This window comes from Gardnerella sp. DNF01180P, from assembly GCF_049244205.1.
Lineage (GTDB): Bacteria > Actinomycetota > Actinomycetes > Actinomycetales > Bifidobacteriaceae > Bifidobacterium > Bifidobacterium swidsinskii.
In genome coordinates this window covers 1561568-1579063 of sequence record NZ_CP058386.1, presented here as the reverse complement: position 1 = coordinate 1579063, position 17496 = coordinate 1561568, and the positions used below count along the sequence as shown (strand labels likewise).

The following is a 17496-nucleotide window of genomic DNA, read 5'->3' as shown; positions in this document are numbered from 1 at the left end:
TTGATTTCGGTGTATTTCCTTGGTCAGCACGTGCGCGTAAGGTCAGAGCTGTTCGGTTGTTCAAAGGTTTCGCAATTTTCATAATTTTATGTGAGATTTTGTGATGCTTTCGTTCATTCGACGAGTCGCAGTAACCTCTGCGTGAATGCCCAAATGTAATTGCGTACGCGATTGCTCAAGTGCTTTCGCCGCGCTTTTCTGGTCTTTTGCGCTTGTAAACCAAGGAACAGAGAGTATATGGAAAAGTTCTTCCATCTCAAAGAAAACGGCACGAATGTATCAACGGAGATCACTGCAGGTCTCACTACATTCTTCGCAATGTCGTATATTATCGTCGTAAATCCAATGATTTTAAGCCAAACTGGCATGCCTAAAGGTGGCGTTTTCCTCGCTACAATCATCGCAGCAATCATTGGTACCCTTGTTATGGGCTTGTTTGCTAACGTACCTTACGCACAGGCTGCTGGCATGGGTCTTAACGCATTCTTTACTTACACAGTTTGCTTCGGCCTGCATTTTACTTGGCAAGAGGCCATGTGCATGGTGTTCTTGTGCGGTTTAATTAACATTATTATTACCGTTACTAAAATTCGTAAAATGATTATTCGTGCCATCCCGACTTCGCTTCAACAAGCAATCGGCGGTGGCATTGGTTTATTTGTGGCCTATGTGGGCATGATGAGTGTTGGCTTGATTACTTTTACTTCCAAGGATCCTGCCGCCGCTGCAAAGAGTAAACCAACTGCTGCTATTCCAGGTCTTGCTGTTATGAATAACCCTGTGCTTTGGTTATTCCTTATTGGACTTCTTTTTGCTATTGTTCTTACAGTTCTTAAAGTTCGCGCAAGCTTGCTTATTACAATTATTGCAACTTCTTTAATTGGTATTCCTTTGGGATTGACTTCTTTGAACAATGCAGTGTCTGTTACTGATGCTTTTGCTCAGCTTCCAACTACTTTCGGTGCTATTTTTAGCGATAAGGGTTTTGCATCTTTGTTTGCTGATCCTGCTCGTTTGCCGCTTGTGTTGGTAACTATTTTCGCATTCTCAATGTCGGATACTTTTGACACTCTCGGCACCTTTATTGGTACTGGCCGTCGTACAGGTATCTTCTCTGAGGCTGACGAAAAGGCTCTTGAAAACGGCTCCGGATTTAGCTCCAAGATGGATCGCGCATTGTTTGCTGATTCTATTGCTACTTCTGTTGGCGCAATTTGCGGTACTTCTAACACCACTACTTATGTAGAATCTGCTGCTGGTATTGGTGCCGGTGGTCGCACTGGTTTGACTTCCGTAGTTGTATCTATTTGCTTCGCGCTTTCTATTGTTCTTGCGCCTTTTGCTTCTGCAGTTCCTGCTGCAGCAACTGCAGGCGTGCTTGTTGTTGTTGGTTGCATGATGGCAAGCTCCTTGAAGGAAATTGCTTGGGACGATATTTCCGAAGCAATTCCTGCATTCTTTGCTGCCGTATTTATGGCGTTCTCTTACTCCATTTCTTACGGCATCGCTGCAGGCTTCATCATGTACTGCTTAGTTATGACTTGCAAGAAGCGTGCTAAGGAAGTTCATCCAATGCTTTGGATTGTTTCCTTGCTGTTCTTGCTTGATTTCGTTGCTAATGCAGTGCTGTAAAATGTGCATTTAATGTAAGGCGCATTTTGCAAGTAGTGAACTTGTGAAACATAAAATATAAAAGTAAAAATTAAAAAATTCGAGGGTATGTAAATTACATGCCCTCTTTTTTATTTCTATAGTATTTCTCTTGACATTGTCCTAACGGCGTATTAGACTTACCCAACGTAAACCACAGACCGTTGGCGGAATTAAAAATTCCTGAAATTGATGTGTCAGGCCAGCACAGGTTGAGCGATGATTTATAGCGAATTTCGTTATGAGTCGAAAATTTAAGCACATTTTAGTGTTTCTTATGTTGCTCTGCCAGTGCGCAGGGCTTTTTTTATTGCCCTGTTTATTACGCTTGATGCATTTCTTTCACCTACGGCCAATTTAGGAAGGAACGCCATGAAGAGGCCCGAAAAGGAAGCGGTAGTTGCCGAGCTTACGAAACTTTTCCGTAATGCAGACGCTATCTACCTCACCGAGTACCGCGGGCTTACCGTTCCGCAGATTTCTACTCTGCGCGAAAAGCTAGGCCGCGATACTTCCTACTCTGTGGCTAAGAACACGCTTGCTCGTATTGCTGCTAAGGAAGCGGGCATTGAAGGTCTCGACGAGCTTCTCGCCGGTCCAACTGCAGTCACCTTCGTTAAGGGTGATTTCATTGAGGCTGCTAAGACCTTGCGTGATTTTGCCAAAGAGAATAAAGCCCTCGTCATTAAGGGCGGTTTCGCAGATGGAACCGTTTACGATGCCGAAGGTGCAAAGCAGCTCGCCGACTTGAAGTCGCGCCCACAGTTGCTTTCCGAAATGGCCGGCGCGCTCAAGGGCACCATGTCCAAGGCCGCTTACCTGTTCAACGCATTGCCAACCAAGGCAGTTCGTACAATCGACGCTTTGCGCGAGAAGCAGGAAAAGGCCGCTTGATTCCCTTGCAGCTTGCTGCATGAGACCAACCAAATATAAAAATGTTATGGTCGTAAGGCATAAGGTATGCCCGGCCAAGTAAGAAAGGAAGCCAATTATGGCTAAGCTCACTAACGAAGAGCTTCTTGAAGCTTTCGGTGAAATGACCCTCGTTGAGCTCTCTGAGTTCGTCAAGGCATTCGAAGATAAGTTTGATGTCGAAGCTGCTGCTCCTGTAGCCGCTGTTGCCGCTGCTCCAGCTGCTGCTGGTGCTGCTGAGGAAGAGAAGGACGAGTTTGACGTCGTTCTCACCGCTGCTGGCGATAAGAAGATTGCAGTCATCAAGGCTGTGCGTGCTTTGACCAGCCTCGGCTTGGCTGAAGCTAAGGCTCTCGTGGACGGCGCTCCAAAGGCTGTTCTCGAGAAGGCTAAGAAGGAAGACGCTGAGAAGGCTAAGGCTGCCCTCGAAGAGGCTGGCGCTTCCGTTGAACTTAAGTAGTTCTAACTTTTTGTTGCTTTGCGCATAACGCAGTTTTATGCGTGCGTGCATAGTGAAAATTAGGCGGTAGGATTATTCCTGCCGCCTTTTTTGTTGCGCTGCGACCTTTTCTTTACTTGCGCGTAAAGTTTCTGCCGCGCGTGTTATGCGAAGGTTGATGACAAGGCTGCCGCAAAGAAGTCTGATAAGAAGTCTGAAGCTAAGAAGTCTTCCGAGAAGAAGGCTGCTCCATTGGCTAAGACCGGTGCTGCTGTAGCTTTGGCTGCTGTTGCTGCTTCTGTGCTTGCTGGCATGGGTGCTGCTCTTCGCAAGATCCGTCACTAAGCTGAAATCTGATTCAGTGATGAATCATTTGGGCTTTAGCTTATTGGTTGATCGTTGAGTCGGTTTTACTGTGAATTACTTAGTCTAGTGTGCTGAAAGGTGCGCTAGACTAAGTGCTTTTGTAAAAAATTTTGTGCTCTGCACGCTGTGTAGATCTTTTAGTTTTATACAGCAATTAATTGGTTTGCGTTTGCTTGTTGATATGGTTTGCCAAATTTCCTTTTTTACTATTGATTCAGGCTTCGTTAACCGATTAATGCTGAGCACTTTGCGTTGTTGCTTTCCGCTAGGGACGGTTGGTAATATCGCAAGTTTCGAGGCTCGGAAGTTTCTTCCGAGCCTTTTGTTATTTCCATTTGCATAAAGATTTTAAAAATTATTGCAAATAAAATTCTTTGCAAAAGTTCTAGTAAAATTCCTTATAAATTTTCTTGTAAAATCTTCAAATATGAATATGTGATATTTTTATGCTTAAAATCAACAAATACTAGCGCAATATACACAAAGCATGACACAATAGTAAGTAGTGTGTTTTTTGAAGGGAGCAGATCACGTGAGTGAGCGACAAACCGTGCAGCGCTGGATGATTACAGTTGGTGGTGTCGAGCAGGCACGTGTGGGTGCAGGTCAGTCTGTAGAGATTGGTCGAAAGCCTATACGCCCGTTGCGTGAAGATGGTTTCGCGCGCGTCGACATAGTGGATAATAAACGTTCTATGTCAAAGAGGCATGCGCTGCTAATTGTAGACATGCGAGGCGTGGCAACAATACGAGATTTGCATTCAACTAACGGTACATATTTAGTCAGCGCAAATGGTGATTTGCTGCGTCTAGAGCCTGATGTTGATTTTCAGCTTCCAGATAACTTAATGCGCATGCAATTCGGTGATGTTCCTGTTGATTTTGTGCGTGTAGAAGAAGAATCTGCTGAAGTTGAAAAAGATAACGCAGTGCGTAATCTGTTCTCTTATGCTACAGATGAATCGCATGATGAGCCTGCAGCTTCAGATTTATCAGTAGATCAAATTCTTGATTTGCGCGCTGGTGAGCCAACAGGTGTTTTCCATGCTCAATCAGTTTCGCATCCTGGATTGTCTTGGAAACAAGGCATGCAGAATCATACTCAGCTCAATGATGATTCGCAAACAGATGTTGCTCCAATCAATCATGATGTAACTTTGCCTGTTATGCGAGAACAGCAGGAGGCTCCTGTAGAGCCGCGTAATTTATTTGCAGATGCGCAAGCGATTCAGCAAGAAAGTTCAACTAAAGAAGAACCTTCGCAACAAGATTCTGTGATTTCTTCGGTTTCTGCAGTTGATCAAGCTGATTCAGTTGCTCAGGTTTCTCCGGTTACGCCAGTTAATCCGGAAACAAATGTATTGCAAAACGAAAGTTCTCAAGAATTTCTAGTATCTCCATTAAATTCAACTGAAACTTTTGCTGAAAATATTGCCAATACTTCAGCTTTTAATGGTGCAAATACAGGTTCTAATAATCTCGATATTAACAGTTTTGGCTCTACGAATCTCGGTACTACAAATCTCGACTCTAATAATCTCGATATTAACAATTCTGATGCGGAGTACACACCTGCATTTGAGCCAGGCTCCGTATTTGAAAAAGTATCAAAAGGCGAATTTGACTCTCAAGAAAATGTAGTGGAAGCCGGCGGATTTACGTCAAAAGAAGCTGAAGAAAGTAGTGATTTTTCAAAGCAATTTGAGATGGCGCAATATTCGCAGTTGCTTCCGTTTTTGGCTGCAAACACTGGGTTATATGATGACTTATACGCGTGGCTCGCAGCTCAAGGTAATTCTGAAGTAGATGCTGCACTAGCTAGAAACAGCGGTTATAGTGCATATCGCAAAGCTATTGAACAGTAAGCAAGTAGGGTGGGAATATGAGTGATACAAACAATGTGGAGCAGGATTCGGCAGAGCAAGTTTTTACTGATACAGTAGTTGAAAATACTACGTCAGAAGATGATTCTTTAGAAAAATCTGGCTCTAACAATACCAACAGCGCTCGTACTAACGCTTTACAACATATAGTTGGGTGGAAGCAGCAATATCAGGCTCAGCTATCTCCTTCTCCACTAGAAGATATAACGCAACTTGCTGCACAATTAGAGTTGACGCATGCTCATCCTTCCGGAATTGCGCAACTTTTTGCAAGCGGAAAAGTAACATTAAAATCTTTATTCCGAGACGCTGGAATGTTGCGAGCTGCTGGGCGAAGGCTAGATCGAGTTTTTGAAGATAGAGACGCAAAAGCACATGAAAGTGGCGTTTCCGAACTTTCTTTAATAGTTGGTGTTGCATCGTGGAATGGCAACCATGTGCCTGTTCTTACGTATCCTGTGAAAGTTGTTCGTGACACTAATCAAGATGAGACCTCCGCCACTATTTATTTCTCTGGAAGTGTTGGGCTGAACAATTCGCTTGTGTCGCGTTTAAGTGAGCGTGGTGTTCAACTTAGGGAAGATGTTTTATTCGACGGATCTCAATATGAAAGTGGAACGCCAGAAACTTCTGTAGTGTTTGATGCTATTTGTAAGCAAGCTCGCTCAGCTTTTACAGATTTTGATATTGAGCGCGATATTATACTTGGCTGCTTTACAGATGCTGGTTCGCGTTTTGTAGCAGAAAGTGAACAAATTATTAACGCTTTGCAATCTGGCAATGTTGGAAATGCGATGATTGACGCTATGGCTGGCGATGATCGAGCTATTCATAAGCTTCAGTCTGCAAATAAGCTAGAATATAGTCCTTTCGACGCAGATCCTCATAGCGAATGCGAAGTTGGTGAAGTAGATAACGTTGTGCGTTATGCAGCGGAGCTTGTTGCTTCTGGAAATTCTCTGTTCGTGGATATTGATTCGGGCTCAGATTCAGCTGCGATTGCTGCTGCGATTGCTTCTCGTTCTGTGATTGCAGGACATTCTGTGTTGTATGTGCCTAATGTTGTTGAGCAGCAGAGGCGTTTCCGTTACACGTTGAATACGCATGAAATTTCCTCATTAGCATTAGACGTTGCGGATGGTCATATTGCTAAGCATGTCGATGCGCAGTTGATTGCAGCAGTTGGTGCTAGACATAGTATTGCGACTTCACGATTTGAGCAGGTTGCAGATGAGTTGGTTGGAGTGCGTTCTCGCCTTACTCGTTATTTAGGCGATCTTCATGGTATCAACGAAACTTGGGGAGTATCTGCATATCAAACAATCCAGAATCTTGCAGCAATTGCAATGTTTCCAACCCATCCGTCTACGCATGTGCGTTTAGATGTTTCTGCAGCGCACGCCATGACCGGTCATATTGAAGAGTGGTCGAAAAAATTCCACCAAGCCGATGAGCTTGGAGAGTTTAGGATAAATCCTGAAGATACTCCTTGGTTTGGCGCGTCGATATTTGACGAAAATGAAGCTATATCTGTATATCAGCGTGTTGTAGACGTGCTTCTTAAGCTTCTTCCAGCAACTCGAGAACAAGTTAAAAGCACTGTGCAAAGCTGTGGTTTCCCTGTGCCAACAACAGCTCGTGAGTGGAGTCGTCAAGTTACAGTTCTCAAAAATTTGCGACGTGTACTTGACGTATTCCAGCCTGAAATTTTTGAGCGCGATTTAGATGCAATGATTGAAGCGAGTAAGCCGAAAGTTCAGCGTAAAGCCGAAGGCACAATTATGGGCTTCTGGGAACGTAGACATCATGTTCGAGAAGCGCGCAGCTTGCTAAGAGTTGGAGCTAAAGTCGATGATTTGCATGAGGCATTAAAGATTGTTGCGCAGCAAGCAGCTCAGTGGCGTACTTTCGTGCCTCACGGCGGATGGCCTGTTTTGCCGCCAAAATTGGATGATATTGTAAATACTCAAGAATTATTAGCAAGGCATTTAGTTGCTCTTGATGCAGTGTTAGCAACAACTCTTAAGGGCGCAGATCTTGAAAATATTGAATTTGCGCAGCTTGAAGCTCGTTTGCAAGATTTGCATGACGACAGAGCATCTCTAGATACTCTCCCTGGTCGTTGCAATTTGGAGCGTGAGTTCAGCAAAGCGGGCTTATCTGATTTAGTTAGCGATTTGCGTCGTCGCAACGTTACAGGTAATGCAATTGACGGTGAGTTGCAATTGGCTTGGTGGACTACTGTTTTTGAAGATATCGTTAATTCTTCTGCAATTATTTCTCACCAAGATGGCTCCGCAATGCAAGATGTCTCTGATCGGTTCGTGCAAGTTGATACAGAACATGTGCGTTCAATCGGTCCAATGGTTCAGCAAGAAGCTATGAGGCATTTGTGCGATTTATTGTTCTCGCACACGCAAGAAGCTAATCAGTTACATACTATGCTTGCAGGAAACCGTTCTGGAATTACTTTTAATAAATTATTGCGCAATTATGCGGAACTTGTGTTGGCTGCGAAACCAATACTTGTAGCTATGCCATCTACTCTTACTATGATGACTCCGTTGAGACCTATTGCAGATACTGTAATAATTGATTCGGCATCTCATATATCAAATATTGAGTTGCTATCTATTTTGTCTCGTGCTCGTCAAGTAGTAGTTTTAGCGCATAAGCAAACAGTAAGTTCTGAAAGTTTGCGTTCGCTTATTTCATTACTACCATCTGTAACAGTAGTTTCTAGAGCAACAAGGCGCTCGCTTCGTTTAGCGCGATTCTTGGAAGAACATGGTTACGGAAAGTTGCGTCATGACGTTCCTGTTGAACGTTTGCAAGGTAAAGTTCGTTTGCATCAAATTGAAGCAACTGGAGTTCCAGTAATGTCTTCTGGGCTTATTGAAAGCAGCCAGCGTGAAATTGATGAAGTAGTTGAGCTTATTCGTCAGCGTGCGAATACGTTTACGGTTGTTCCTTCAAGCTATGTGCTTGTCGTAGTTACGTTGACAAACGTGTTCCGCAGTCGTTTAGGAGCAGAGTTGAAGTCTTTGTCTATTAAAGACGAAAACATGGCTAGATTCTTGCGACATGTGAGACTTTTGGGCGTTAATGAAGCTTCTGGAGCAATAGCAACAGATGTAATTATGTCGCTTTGCTATGCAAAAACATCTCATGGCAGACTTCTTCAGCAGTTTGGATTGCTTGAAGAAGAAGGTGGAAGCAGTATGCTTCTTGACGCTTTGGCTCTAGCTCGTCGTCATCTAGATATTGTTAGTGCGTTTACATCTAAAGATATGGAAGATGAGCGTTTGCACCAAGATGGTCCAAAGCTTTTGAAGAACCTTTTGCAATGGGCTGAGAAGTTAAGTGATAAGCCGCTTCGTCCAGAAGATGCCAACGATGTTGAAGCGCAAATTGCTGCAGAAGCTGCACAAAGAAATGTGCTATTTACTGATTTAGCTGAGCGTATTCGCTCGCGTGGATTAAAAGTTGCAGTCAACTATGGCTTCGATAATGGCGTTAGAATTCCTCTAGTAGTTGGACTTGCGGACAAGTCATTTGCTGTTGCTGTGCTTACGGATGATGCGCAATTTATGAGCGTGCAATCAACTCGTGAACGTCATCGCATGATTATTCAGGATTTGGAATCCTTGGGCTGGTCAGTTATGACAGTGTGGAGCGTTGGAGCTTTTGTCAATCCTGAAAAAGAGGTTGACCGTGTTGTTTCTCGTCTCGGGGAATTGTATGGTGACAACGAATGAGTAAATACGATCCCAATAGAAGATCTCCCCGCAGGTCAGTTAGGGTTGTTCGTGAAGGCTCGGAGCTTTTTGATGCAGATGGCGTTAAACTCGAGCCTTCTGACGAGCTTACTTTGCAACAGCGTAATCAAGACGACGATAATCGTATTTTAAGCGAATTGCCGCCTCACTGGGCGGTGTTTTCCGAGCGTGTTAGTTGAGCTTGAAATACGCGAGAAGTAGCAGAATGATTTATTCTTGTTGCTGCTTGTTGCTGACTGGTCATTATCGCTAATTGCTAATAATTACCGCTGATTTCTACTAATCGTGTACGTATTCCATGACGGCAATCTCATTGTGACAATTTCATGGCAACAATTGCCAAAGAGGGGTTTGCAGACTGAGCTTGTAATAATCGCAACGCATCTGCGGCAGGCATAGCAAGAGTGGTAGTATTTTGCTGATTTTGTGAAACTTGGGTGCTTTGAGTTATTTGCATTACCGTAACATTATGAACTACGCTAACATAGCGTTCGTCAATTTCTGCAATATTGTTTTCTTCAATATCCTGGTTTTTGTTTTTATCGTTATTTTCTATAGTGCTGCTTTTAGATTTTTCGTTGTTGTGACTTTCTGCATTTTTAGAGTTAGAAATTTCTTCATCTTGTACCGGCTTGCTAAAAGCTAGATCAATTTTTTCGCCAGGAAGCAGTGTGTGATCTGCACTAGCTAAATGAATGGTAATAGAAGTGAATCCTTCTGGAATGCGCGGAATTTTACTCAATAGTGTTTGCAAAATTGGCATGCCTTTACGTATTTCGCATGTTGCAATAATAGAAGCATTCGCGCTTATATTATTAGATAGCGCTTGATTAAATACTTTATGTTTAGGCACTCGAACATATGCAATATCGTTTACGCTAACGCGTGAACCTTGCTGAATATTGTGTTTAGCTACTGCTATAACTTGAGTTTCTTGTGAGTCAATAATAGTTGACACAACGAGTAAAGCCATCATTCCAGCACATAGCACAATAATGATTTTCCGCATGAAAGCGCGTTGCCTTCGCTGCAATAACGCACTATTTTTTGCGTTATTTTGAGATTTAAATAAAGAAAAATTTATGCTCATACCTGTATTTTGAAATATAAAAAATGCAAGAGCAAGAAAAATTGCGCGCTGTGGATAAAACCTATTAGCGCGCAATATTTAAACAATAATTAATATTTATAATTTTACAAAATCATTTATCGGTTCGATAAAAGCCTTTGCCTTTAAAGTTGATTGGAGGAGCAGAGTACACTTTGTGCACTGCATCTTTTCCGCACTGAGGGCAAATGGTAATAGGGTCATCTGAAAATGATTGATGTTCTGAAAAATCGTATCCGCATTGCTTGCAACGATAATGATAAGTAGGCAAAAGTCCCTCCGAAGTTACACGAGCACGTAAGTAGAAACTTACTGTTCCTTCACATATCCTAGTACATACTATGACAGTTATTATAGGTGTTAAATTTGCTTAGTGAATGATTGCGGCACAGCATATTGTGTGATGTCGCGCGCAATAATCCCACATTTTGGCGACACGCCGAAATGTTTATGTTGCTACACATCCTATGACTTCTTTATATTAATACTTATGGGTTATGAATCGGTGAGTGCGGTACTCGTATTAGTCATCCTCGTAGCCTTATGGTTCGGGTGGTTGCCTAAACGCACGGTTAACGGCATGAAGTCTATGCTTGAACATCGCGAGGATAGGTTTTCACCAACACTTCATCTTGTAGGTGAGTGGAGTACTGCGCGCATTTGCGACGGTACTAGTATGTTGGCAAAAGGGGCTTGTATGCAACCGACACAACAAAAACGAACATTAACTCCTGAATATATTGCGCGCATTCGCGCTGCTAGGCGTGCTGCAATACGCCGTCGTTGTGTGTTGGTAGTTGCGCTTGCTGCCTTGACTTTTGTCGTATTCTTAGCAGGATGCTCTGGTATATTTTCTCCAGTTTTTGCTCTTATTCCTGGAGCTATGTTGGCAGTAGTGCTTTATTTTGGAGCTCGTGCTTCTAAGCATGCTCGTGCTTGGGAGGTGCGTATTGCAACAATGCGCGCTGCTTCGAAATGCAAAGCTGAGGATGAGCTGTGCGAACGCCATAATAGTGCTGTTATACGCCAGTTGAAAGATTATTCTTCTGCATCTGATTCTGATTTTAATGGAGAAATCAACAGTAGTGATGCGATTTCTCAAAACGACAGTGCTGAATATTCTGTATCTCAGACTGTAGTGCCTGTTCGAAATGATGCGTCTCGTGACAATACTGAAACTTCGGTTATGGAGCAGAGCGAAATTCGTGTTGCGTTACATCGTGCGGAGCAAGAGCGCAATGCAGCGTTGCGTGAGCGTTTGTATAAAGAAGAATCTGAATCTAAAGAGTCTAATATCGTTGAGGTGGAAAAGAAAGACGCATACGATTCTTCTAACGCTTTTGTGGCTTCGGAGCAAAACTATCAGTCTAATCAAGATTTAATTTCGTTCTCGCTTGATTCACAAACTAAGTCTGATTCAGGTAATGCTAATTTAGCATCTCGTACTCCAGAAAGTTTGGAAATTAAGTCAACTAAGCAAGTAGTTAAAGCTGTACCAGTTGCTAATGTTGATAATGCCGATGACGCTGCTAATTTTGCTGCTACAAACTCTTCTCAGTTCCACGAAAAAGAAAAAGTAAGCGAAGTGGATGCTCCAGAGAGTTCTGAAGACTCACTCGGCGTGGCAAATTTGCATGATGTTCTTGCTCGTCGAAATGCATGATTTAAGAGTTTTCTAAAAATTTTCTTAAAAGATTAGCACTCGAGTTGTTAGAGTGCTAAATTCGCGGTATTATGAGGCATAGAACGTAAGTGCGGTTGCGGACGTGATCGTCAGCCTCGTCGGATTGTTTCTTGCGTACGAAATAGTATCTCTTATGAAAGGGGTGGCAACAGTGTCGATTAAGCTCACACCGTTGGAGGATAAGATTATTGTTAAGCAAGCTCAAGCGGAAACTCAGACTGCTTCTGGCTTGTATATTCCAGATAATGCCAAGGAAAAGCCACAGCAGGGTGAAGTTCTTGCCGTAGGTCCTGGTCGTCGCGACGATAAGGGCGAGCGCATTCCTATGGATGTTAAGGTTGGAGACAAGGTTCTTTATTCCAAGTACGGCGGAACTGAAGTGCATTATGAAGGTGAGGACTACTTAATCGTGTCTTCTCGCGATGTGCTTGCAATTCTTGGCTAGTATTTAGCCGGTTGAAACAATAAAACTTACGCTGGAAATGACGGAAACGTTGTTCCCAGCGTTTTTTATTGCGGTACGTAAGAATGTCTGTGGAATATTTAGATAGGCGGCAGAAACTTTACGCGGTTGTAAGGTTTTGGTCGGATTTTTGCTATTGCACAGTTAAGGCATGTGTGGAGTATGATGGAGAAGTATGACATACAAACACCGCAATATTGTAGATACAATTCCTAGCTACAAGCAGGGTAAGCCAGCTCCTAAATTAGACGGCATTCGTGCGTATAAGATTTCTAGTAACGAAAATCCTTATGAGCCTTTGCAAAGCGTAAAAGAAGCGATCTCAAATCGCGCTCTTAATGTAATAAACCGTTATCCTAATATGCGTGGCACAGAAGTTGTTGAAGAACTTGCTAAGCGTTTTGGTGTGACTGCAGACGAAGTCGTGCTTGGTTGCGGCTCTACGGAAGTTATTACGCAGCTTGTTGACTTGGTTGCAGGTCCGGGAGATGAGGTCATATATCCTTGGAGAAGCTTTGAAGCTTATCCGATTATTGTGACTGGAGCTGGTGCTACAAGCGTTCAGATTCCTAACCGTGCTGATGGTTCCCATGATGTTGACGCTATGATTGCAGCTATTAGCGATCGCACGCGTTTGGTTATTTTGAATAATCCTAATAATCCAACTTCTGCTTCACTTAGCGAGGAGGAAGCTCGCAAGGTATTAGATGCTGTGCCAAGCGACGTTCTTGTACTTATTGACGAAGCTTATGTGCAGTTTAACACAGCAAAAGGCACTGCAAATGGCATAAAACTGTACCATGAGTATCCAAATGTAGTTGTTGCTCAAACGTTCTCCAAGGCTTATGGATTGGCAGGTTTGCGCATTGGTTATGGTATTGCTCCGGCTGAAGTCGTAGACGGTATGCGTAAAGTTGCTGTGCCATTTGGAGTGTCTCAAATAGCGCAGGTCGCAGCTTTGGCTTCTCTGGAAGATGACGCAAGCAAGGAGATGAGTACTCGTGTTGCATCTCTTGTTGCTGAGCGTGAGCGCATTCTTGAAGCTTTGCGCGAGCAAGGTTGGAATATTGAAGATGCGTATGCAAACTTCTTCTGGATGCCATTTGGGGCAGATACCGAGCGGGCAACAGAACATTTTATTGCTGCAGGATTGTCTGTTCGCGCTTTTGCTGGTGAAGGTATTCGCATTAGTATCGGCGAGCGCGAGGCTAATGACAGGGTTTTGACAGTTTGCGAAAATTTAAAAAAAGAAGGTTTTTCGCTAAATAACTAGCTTTTTGCATAAAAGTTTTGCTTTCGGCGTGTCTTAATCTTGCATTAGTCGCGATTTCGTGGCAAAATAACAAAGTTGCCGTTTGAAGTTCACTTCTTACGGAGACTGCTGGCGGGTTTCCCAAGTGGTCAAAGGGAGCTGACTGTAAATCAGCCGCTTCGTGCTTCAGTGGTTCGAATCCACTACCCGCCACGCCTCGATAGCTCAGTGGTAGAGCACTTCCTTGGTAAGGAAGAGGTCGTGAGTCCGATTCTCACTCGAGGCTCTCTGGCGGGGTAGCTCAGCTGGCTAGAGCGTACGACTCATAATCGTAAGGTCAAGAGTTCGAGTCTCTTCCTCGCTACAACGGCCAGTAGGAGACTGGCTGGCCAATAATGAATTGTAGAGGTGAACGAAATGGCAAGCAAGAGCGCCGACATCCGTCCGGGCATTACGATGGCATGCACGGAGTGCAAAGAGCGTAATTACATCACGACGAAGAATCGTCGCAATACGCCTGATCGTCTTGAGTTGAACAAGTTCTGCCCACGCTGTGGCAAGCATACGCTTCATCGCGAGACTCGCTGAATCTTCAGCTTACTGCGCTCACGATTTTGGCTTGTTTAAGCTTATTGCTAGTTGCGCAGATTTTATGCTTATTACCCCGCTTAATGCGGGGTTTTTGTTATTTATTGCTGTTAATATTTAAACCATGAGTATGCAAGCATCTTTAGTAAATAATCCATCCTTTGCAGATATAACAACTGTTGGCGTAGGTGGCAAAATTGCGCGTTTTATAGAGCCAAAAAGTCGCGTTGCTGTTATTGAAGCGGTAGAAGATGCTGATGAAGCTGGTTTGCCTTTATGTGTTATCGGTGGCGGCTCTAATATGCTTGTTAGCGATGAGGATTTCAACGGCGTTGTTGTGCGAGATGCTAGACGTGATATTCATGTGCTTGATGAAGCAGCACCTTCAGAAGATGGCATTGATTTGCAAAGTGGTGCTCATTTAGTGCATATCAATGCTGAAGCTGGTTGTAATTGGGATGATTTTGTTTCACATACGATTTCTCTTGGCTTAGAGGGTGTAGAAGGTCTTTCTGGCATACCTGGCACTGTTGGGGCTTCTGTTGTACAAAATATTGGCGCTTATGGTCAAGAAGTATCTCAAAGTGTTACTTCCGTAGAAGTTTGGGATCGCGAAACAAAATCAACTATGGAGTTGCAAAAGGATGCTTTAAATTTTGGGTATCGCACTTCATTGCTTAAAAAAAGTATGTACTCTTCAGTAGGAGTCCCTGCGGATTCGTATTTTCCTACTCCTCGTTACGTTGTACTGTCTGTTACTTTTTGTTTGAAGCATAATTCAACCGGCGTTGTTTCTCATTCGCAATTAGCTAATGCTTTGCACGTAGAATTGGGTGAGCGCATGCAAACAGCAGCAATACGTCGTGAAGTTTTGCGCGTTCGTGCCTCTAAAGGCATGCTTGAGGATGCTTCTCGTTACGATAAGCTGTGGATGCGTGGTACAAAGTGTGCTGAAGGTGTTGAATTTGCTTTGCGATTGCAAAGTGAAGACTATGTTACTGGCGAATTTTTAGAGAGCGATAATATTTACAGTGATCGTCATAGTTGCGGTAGTTTCTTTATGAATCCAATACTTAGTACTAGTGAAGCCGATACTTTGCCAGAAGATGCTCCTAAATTTGATGCAATTATGCAAGATGGATCGCATGGTATAAAGACTTCTGCAGCTTGGCTTATTGACCATGCTGGATTCCATAAGGGTTTTAGGCTTATAGAAAATGGGAAACCTTCGCCTGCGGGGCTTTCTTCATTGCATACTTTGGCACTTACCAATCGTAATAATGCTTCTTGTGACGATATTGCAAATTTGGCAAAAACTATTATCCGTGGTGTGCAAAGTAAGTTTGGTGTAACGCTTATTCCTGAACCTGTTGTAATAAATATTTCTATAAACTGAAAATTTTACGAATATGATGCGTTTTATGCAGTAATATATAAGTTTATTATTTAAATTTTCACAAATAATAAAGGAACACACGGTAAAACTACCGTGTAAGCAATGTTTTGTGTAATATTTACCTACATTATCTATATAAATTTTTTATTTAATTACATTTACAGGAATAAATAAAGAAAATTAAGTAGAAATTTTATATAGGTGAAGTCGCAACTGTTTCGCAAATTTGTCGATGCGCTTCTGATTGCGGCATACCTTTATACCTATACCTCAACGAAAGTGCGTTTATTATGCAAATATGGAGAAAAAAGTCTGTTGAACAGACTATCGCTGAGACTATGGATGGTGAACGCCATCTTAAACGTACATTAAATGCTTGGGATTTGGCAGTTATGGGTGTTGCTGTCGCTGTTGGTGCCGGTATTTTCTCTGTTGGCGCTCAGGCTGCAGCATTTCATGCTGGTCCTGCTGTAATTATTAGCTTTATTATTGCAGGCATTGTATGCGGTTCTGCTGCAATGTGTTACGCAGAATTTGCTTCTATGATTCCAGTTGCTGGATCTGCTTATACGTTTACATATACTACAGTTGGTGAGCTTATTGCTTGGATTATTGGCTGGGATATGATCCTAGAAATGCTGATGGCTGGCTCAGTAATTTCAAAGTATTGGGGCGTTTATCTTAACGATTTAATGAAGCTTTTCGGTTTGAATATGACCACAAGTTTTAACTTAGGTGGTTTCACTATTGATGTTGCTCCGATTATAATCGTTGCATTCTTTACAACTATGCTTGTCCTTGGAACTAAGCTTTCTGCACGCTTCGACGGCGCTTTAACAATCTTGAAGATTGGTATCGTTCTATTCGTGGTTGTTGTGGGCTTCTTCTACATTAAAGCTTCCAACTTTACGCCATTTGTGCCACCTGCAACCGACGCTGCAAGTGTAAAGGGAATAGAAGTCTCTGGGGTTATGGCACAGCCTTTGTGGCAGTGGGTAACAGGCATGCAGCCAGCTGTTTATGGCGTTCCAGGTATTCTTTCCGGCGCGGCTCTCGTGTTCTTCGCATTCATCGGTTTTGATGTTGTTGCAACAACAGCAGAAGAAACTAAGGATCCGCACAAGAACATTCCACGAGGTATTGGTCTTGGATTGTTTATTGTTACTGTTCTTTACATCCTCGTCGCAGTTGTAACAACTGGTATGGTTTCCTACAAGGATTTGGCAAAGCAAGCCGCTCCTTCGCTTTCTACAAGTTTCGAACTTGTGGGTGCTACTTGGGCTGCAAAGATTATTTCCCTCGGTATTGTTATTGGTTTAACAACCGTTGTGATGGTGCTTTTGCTCGGTCTTACGCGCATTATCTTCGCTGTGAGCCGCGATGGCTTGCTTCCACGTAGCTTCTCTAAGGTAAGCAAGCGTGGTATTCCTGCAAGACTTCAGATTGTTGCTGGTATTGTTGTGGCAGTCGTTGCTTCCACTCTCGATATTGGCATTCTTTCCGACATGGTGAACATTGGTACGCTTTCTGCATTCCTGCTTGTTTCTGCTGGTGTGCCGATTATGCGTATGCGCAGACCAGATTTGCACCGTTCATTTAGCGTTCCTGGCAATCCATGGCTTCCGCTGTTTGCAGCGCTTTCTACATTCTGGCTCATGCTTAACTTGTCTGTATTGACTTGGATTCGTTTTGCAGTGTGGCTGGCAATAGGCTTTGCGGTATACTTCGGCTACTCTTACCGCAATTCTTTGCTTGGCAGGCAGTTGCGTAAAGCTAAGCAGCTCGGTGTTCCGGTTGAAACTTTGTTTGCTCAAGATGCTGCTGCTGCAGAGAAGGTAGCTGAAGGAGAAACAGAGGAGCAGGCTCGTGCAGAAGCTCAAGCTGAGGCGACTGCTGCGGCCTCGCAAGATAGTCAAAATTAATAAATTATTTATTTAGCAAGAAGTCGGCATACGGTTATATCGCATGCCGACTTTT

At 43.2% G+C, this 17496-nt stretch carries 14 protein-coding genes, 3 tRNA genes and 1 pseudogene; 16 read left to right on the top strand and 2 right to left on the bottom strand.

The features are described 5' to 3' along the window. The first annotated feature begins 237 nt into the window (after positions 1 to 237). The 7 genes and pseudogenes from HXT40_RS06470 (at position 238) to HXT40_RS06440 (ending at position 9207) form a co-directional block, all read left to right on the top strand. Positions 238 to 1632 (top strand): NCS2 family permease, encoded by a 1395-nt coding sequence (locus HXT40_RS06470; protein WP_012913808.1) that lies wholly within the window; start codon positions 238 to 240, stop codon positions 1630 to 1632. A gap of 390 nt (positions 1633 to 2022) precedes the next feature. Further along, positions 2023 to 2544 (top strand): 50S ribosomal protein L10, encoded by a 522-nt coding sequence (rplJ, locus tag HXT40_RS06465; protein ID WP_004109752.1) that lies wholly within the window; start codon positions 2023 to 2025, stop codon positions 2542 to 2544. A 97-nt stretch (positions 2545 to 2641) separates the two neighbouring features. Further along, the gene (gene rplL / locus HXT40_RS06460) at positions 2642 to 3022 is read left to right on the top strand and encodes a 50S ribosomal protein L7/L12 (protein WP_004105575.1); all 381 of its coding nucleotides are present in this window, start codon (positions 2642 to 2644) and stop codon (positions 3020 to 3022) included. 150 nt (positions 3023 to 3172) lie between these two features. Then, positions 3173 to 3346 (top strand): annotated as a pseudogene (locus tag HXT40_RS06455) (peptidase); the annotation flags it as partial. 553 nt (positions 3347 to 3899) lie between these two features. Then, positions 3900 to 5231 (top strand): FHA domain-containing protein, encoded by a 1332-nt coding sequence (locus tag HXT40_RS06450; protein ID WP_116440337.1) that lies wholly within the window; start codon positions 3900 to 3902, stop codon positions 5229 to 5231. Between the two features lie 17 nt (positions 5232 to 5248). Beyond that, positions 5249 to 9007 (top strand): helicase, encoded by a 3759-nt coding sequence (locus HXT40_RS06445; protein ID WP_410310958.1) that lies wholly within the window; start codon positions 5249 to 5251, stop codon positions 9005 to 9007. Next, positions 9004 to 9207, top strand: coding sequence for a hypothetical protein (locus HXT40_RS06440; RefSeq protein WP_076002614.1), 204 nt, complete (start codon positions 9004 to 9006; stop codon positions 9205 to 9207). The genes HXT40_RS06445 and HXT40_RS06440 overlap by 4 nt, the downstream gene beginning before the upstream one ends. 131 nt (positions 9208 to 9338) lie before the next feature. Here the strand turns inward: HXT40_RS06440 and HXT40_RS06435 are convergent, their stop codons facing one another. After that, the gene (locus HXT40_RS06435) at positions 9339 to 10118 is read right to left on the bottom strand and encodes a hypothetical protein (protein ID WP_416090941.1); all 780 of its coding nucleotides are present in this window, start codon (positions 10116 to 10118) and stop codon (positions 9339 to 9341) included. A gap of 112 nt (positions 10119 to 10230) precedes the next feature. Beyond that, positions 10231 to 10407 carry an FmdB family zinc ribbon protein gene (locus HXT40_RS06430; protein ID WP_004574103.1) on the bottom strand — a complete coding sequence of 59 codons (177 nt, stop codon included), beginning with the start codon at positions 10405 to 10407 and terminating at the stop codon, positions 10231 to 10233. Positions 10408 to 10716: 309 nt separating this feature from the next. On the opposite strand from HXT40_RS06430, the gene HXT40_RS06425 reads away from it, so the two are divergent. From HXT40_RS06425 to HXT40_RS06385, 9 genes are all read left to right on the top strand, one after another. After that, positions 10717 to 11799 (top strand): hypothetical protein, encoded by a 1083-nt coding sequence (locus tag HXT40_RS06425; RefSeq protein WP_416091016.1) that lies wholly within the window; start codon positions 10717 to 10719, stop codon positions 11797 to 11799. Between the two features lie 172 nt (positions 11800 to 11971). Next, complete coding sequence (gene groES, locus HXT40_RS06420; RefSeq protein ID WP_004114319.1) at positions 11972 to 12265, top strand: co-chaperone GroES; 294 nt, start codon at positions 11972 to 11974, stop codon at positions 12263 to 12265. 193 nt (positions 12266 to 12458) lie between these two features. Continuing rightward, entirely contained in the window at positions 12459 to 13556 is a 1098-nt protein-coding gene (hisC, locus tag HXT40_RS06415) for a histidinol-phosphate transaminase (RefSeq protein WP_076002616.1), read from the top strand. A 110-nt stretch (positions 13557 to 13666) separates the two neighbouring features. Beyond that, a tRNA-Tyr gene (locus HXT40_RS06410) sits at positions 13667 to 13748 on the top strand. 1 nt (position 13749) lies between these two features. Continuing rightward, positions 13750 to 13821: transfer RNA gene (locus HXT40_RS06405), tRNA-Thr, on the top strand. Between the two features lie 4 nt (positions 13822 to 13825). Beyond that, a tRNA-Met gene (locus HXT40_RS06400) sits at positions 13826 to 13899 on the top strand. Positions 13900 to 13952: 53 nt separating this feature from the next. Then, complete coding sequence (gene rpmG, locus HXT40_RS06395; protein WP_004105548.1) at positions 13953 to 14123, top strand: 50S ribosomal protein L33; 171 nt, start codon at positions 13953 to 13955, stop codon at positions 14121 to 14123. A 124-nt stretch (positions 14124 to 14247) separates the two neighbouring features. Further along, a complete protein-coding gene (locus tag HXT40_RS06390; RefSeq protein WP_116440342.1) occupies positions 14248 to 15519 on the top strand; it encodes an FAD-binding protein in 1272 nt (423 codons plus the stop codon). A 290-nt stretch (positions 15520 to 15809) separates the two neighbouring features. After that, positions 15810 to 17441 carry an APC family permease gene (locus HXT40_RS06385; protein ID WP_064621619.1) on the top strand — a complete coding sequence of 544 codons (1632 nt, stop codon included), beginning with the start codon at positions 15810 to 15812 and terminating at the stop codon, positions 17439 to 17441. Positions 17442 to 17496: the final 55 nt, after the last annotated feature.

Excerpts from the sequence above, each read along its gene's own strand:
- HXT40_RS06470 (WP_012913808.1), top strand. The coding sequence starts at position 238 with ATGGAAAAGTTCTTCCATCTCAAAGAAAACGGCACGAATGTATCAACG.
- rplJ (WP_004109752.1), top strand. The coding sequence starts at position 2,023 with ATGAAGAGGCCCGAAAAGGAAGCGGTAGTTGCCGAGCTTACGAAACTT.
- rplL (WP_004105575.1), top strand. The coding sequence starts at position 2,642 with ATGGCTAAGCTCACTAACGAAGAGCTTCTTGAAGCTTTCGGTGAAATG.
- HXT40_RS06445 (WP_410310958.1), top strand. The coding sequence starts at position 5,249 with ATGAGTGATACAAACAATGTGGAGCAGGATTCGGCAGAGCAAGTTTTT.
- HXT40_RS06440 (WP_076002614.1), top strand. The coding sequence starts at position 9,004 with ATGAGTAAATACGATCCCAATAGAAGATCTCCCCGCAGGTCAGTTAGG.
- HXT40_RS06435 (WP_416090941.1), bottom strand. The coding sequence starts at position 10,118 with ATGAGCATAAATTTTTCTTTATTTAAATCTCAAAATAACGCAAAAAAT.
- HXT40_RS06425 (WP_416091016.1), top strand. The coding sequence starts at position 10,717 with ATGAAGTCTATGCTTGAACATCGCGAGGATAGGTTTTCACCAACACTT.
- hisC (WP_076002616.1), top strand. The coding sequence starts at position 12,459 with ATGACATACAAACACCGCAATATTGTAGATACAATTCCTAGCTACAAG.
- rpmG (WP_004105548.1), top strand. The coding sequence starts at position 13,953 with ATGGCAAGCAAGAGCGCCGACATCCGTCCGGGCATTACGATGGCATGC.
- HXT40_RS06390 (WP_116440342.1), top strand. The coding sequence starts at position 14,248 with ATGAGTATGCAAGCATCTTTAGTAAATAATCCATCCTTTGCAGATATA.
- HXT40_RS06385 (WP_064621619.1), top strand. The coding sequence starts at position 15,810 with ATGCAAATATGGAGAAAAAAGTCTGTTGAACAGACTATCGCTGAGACT.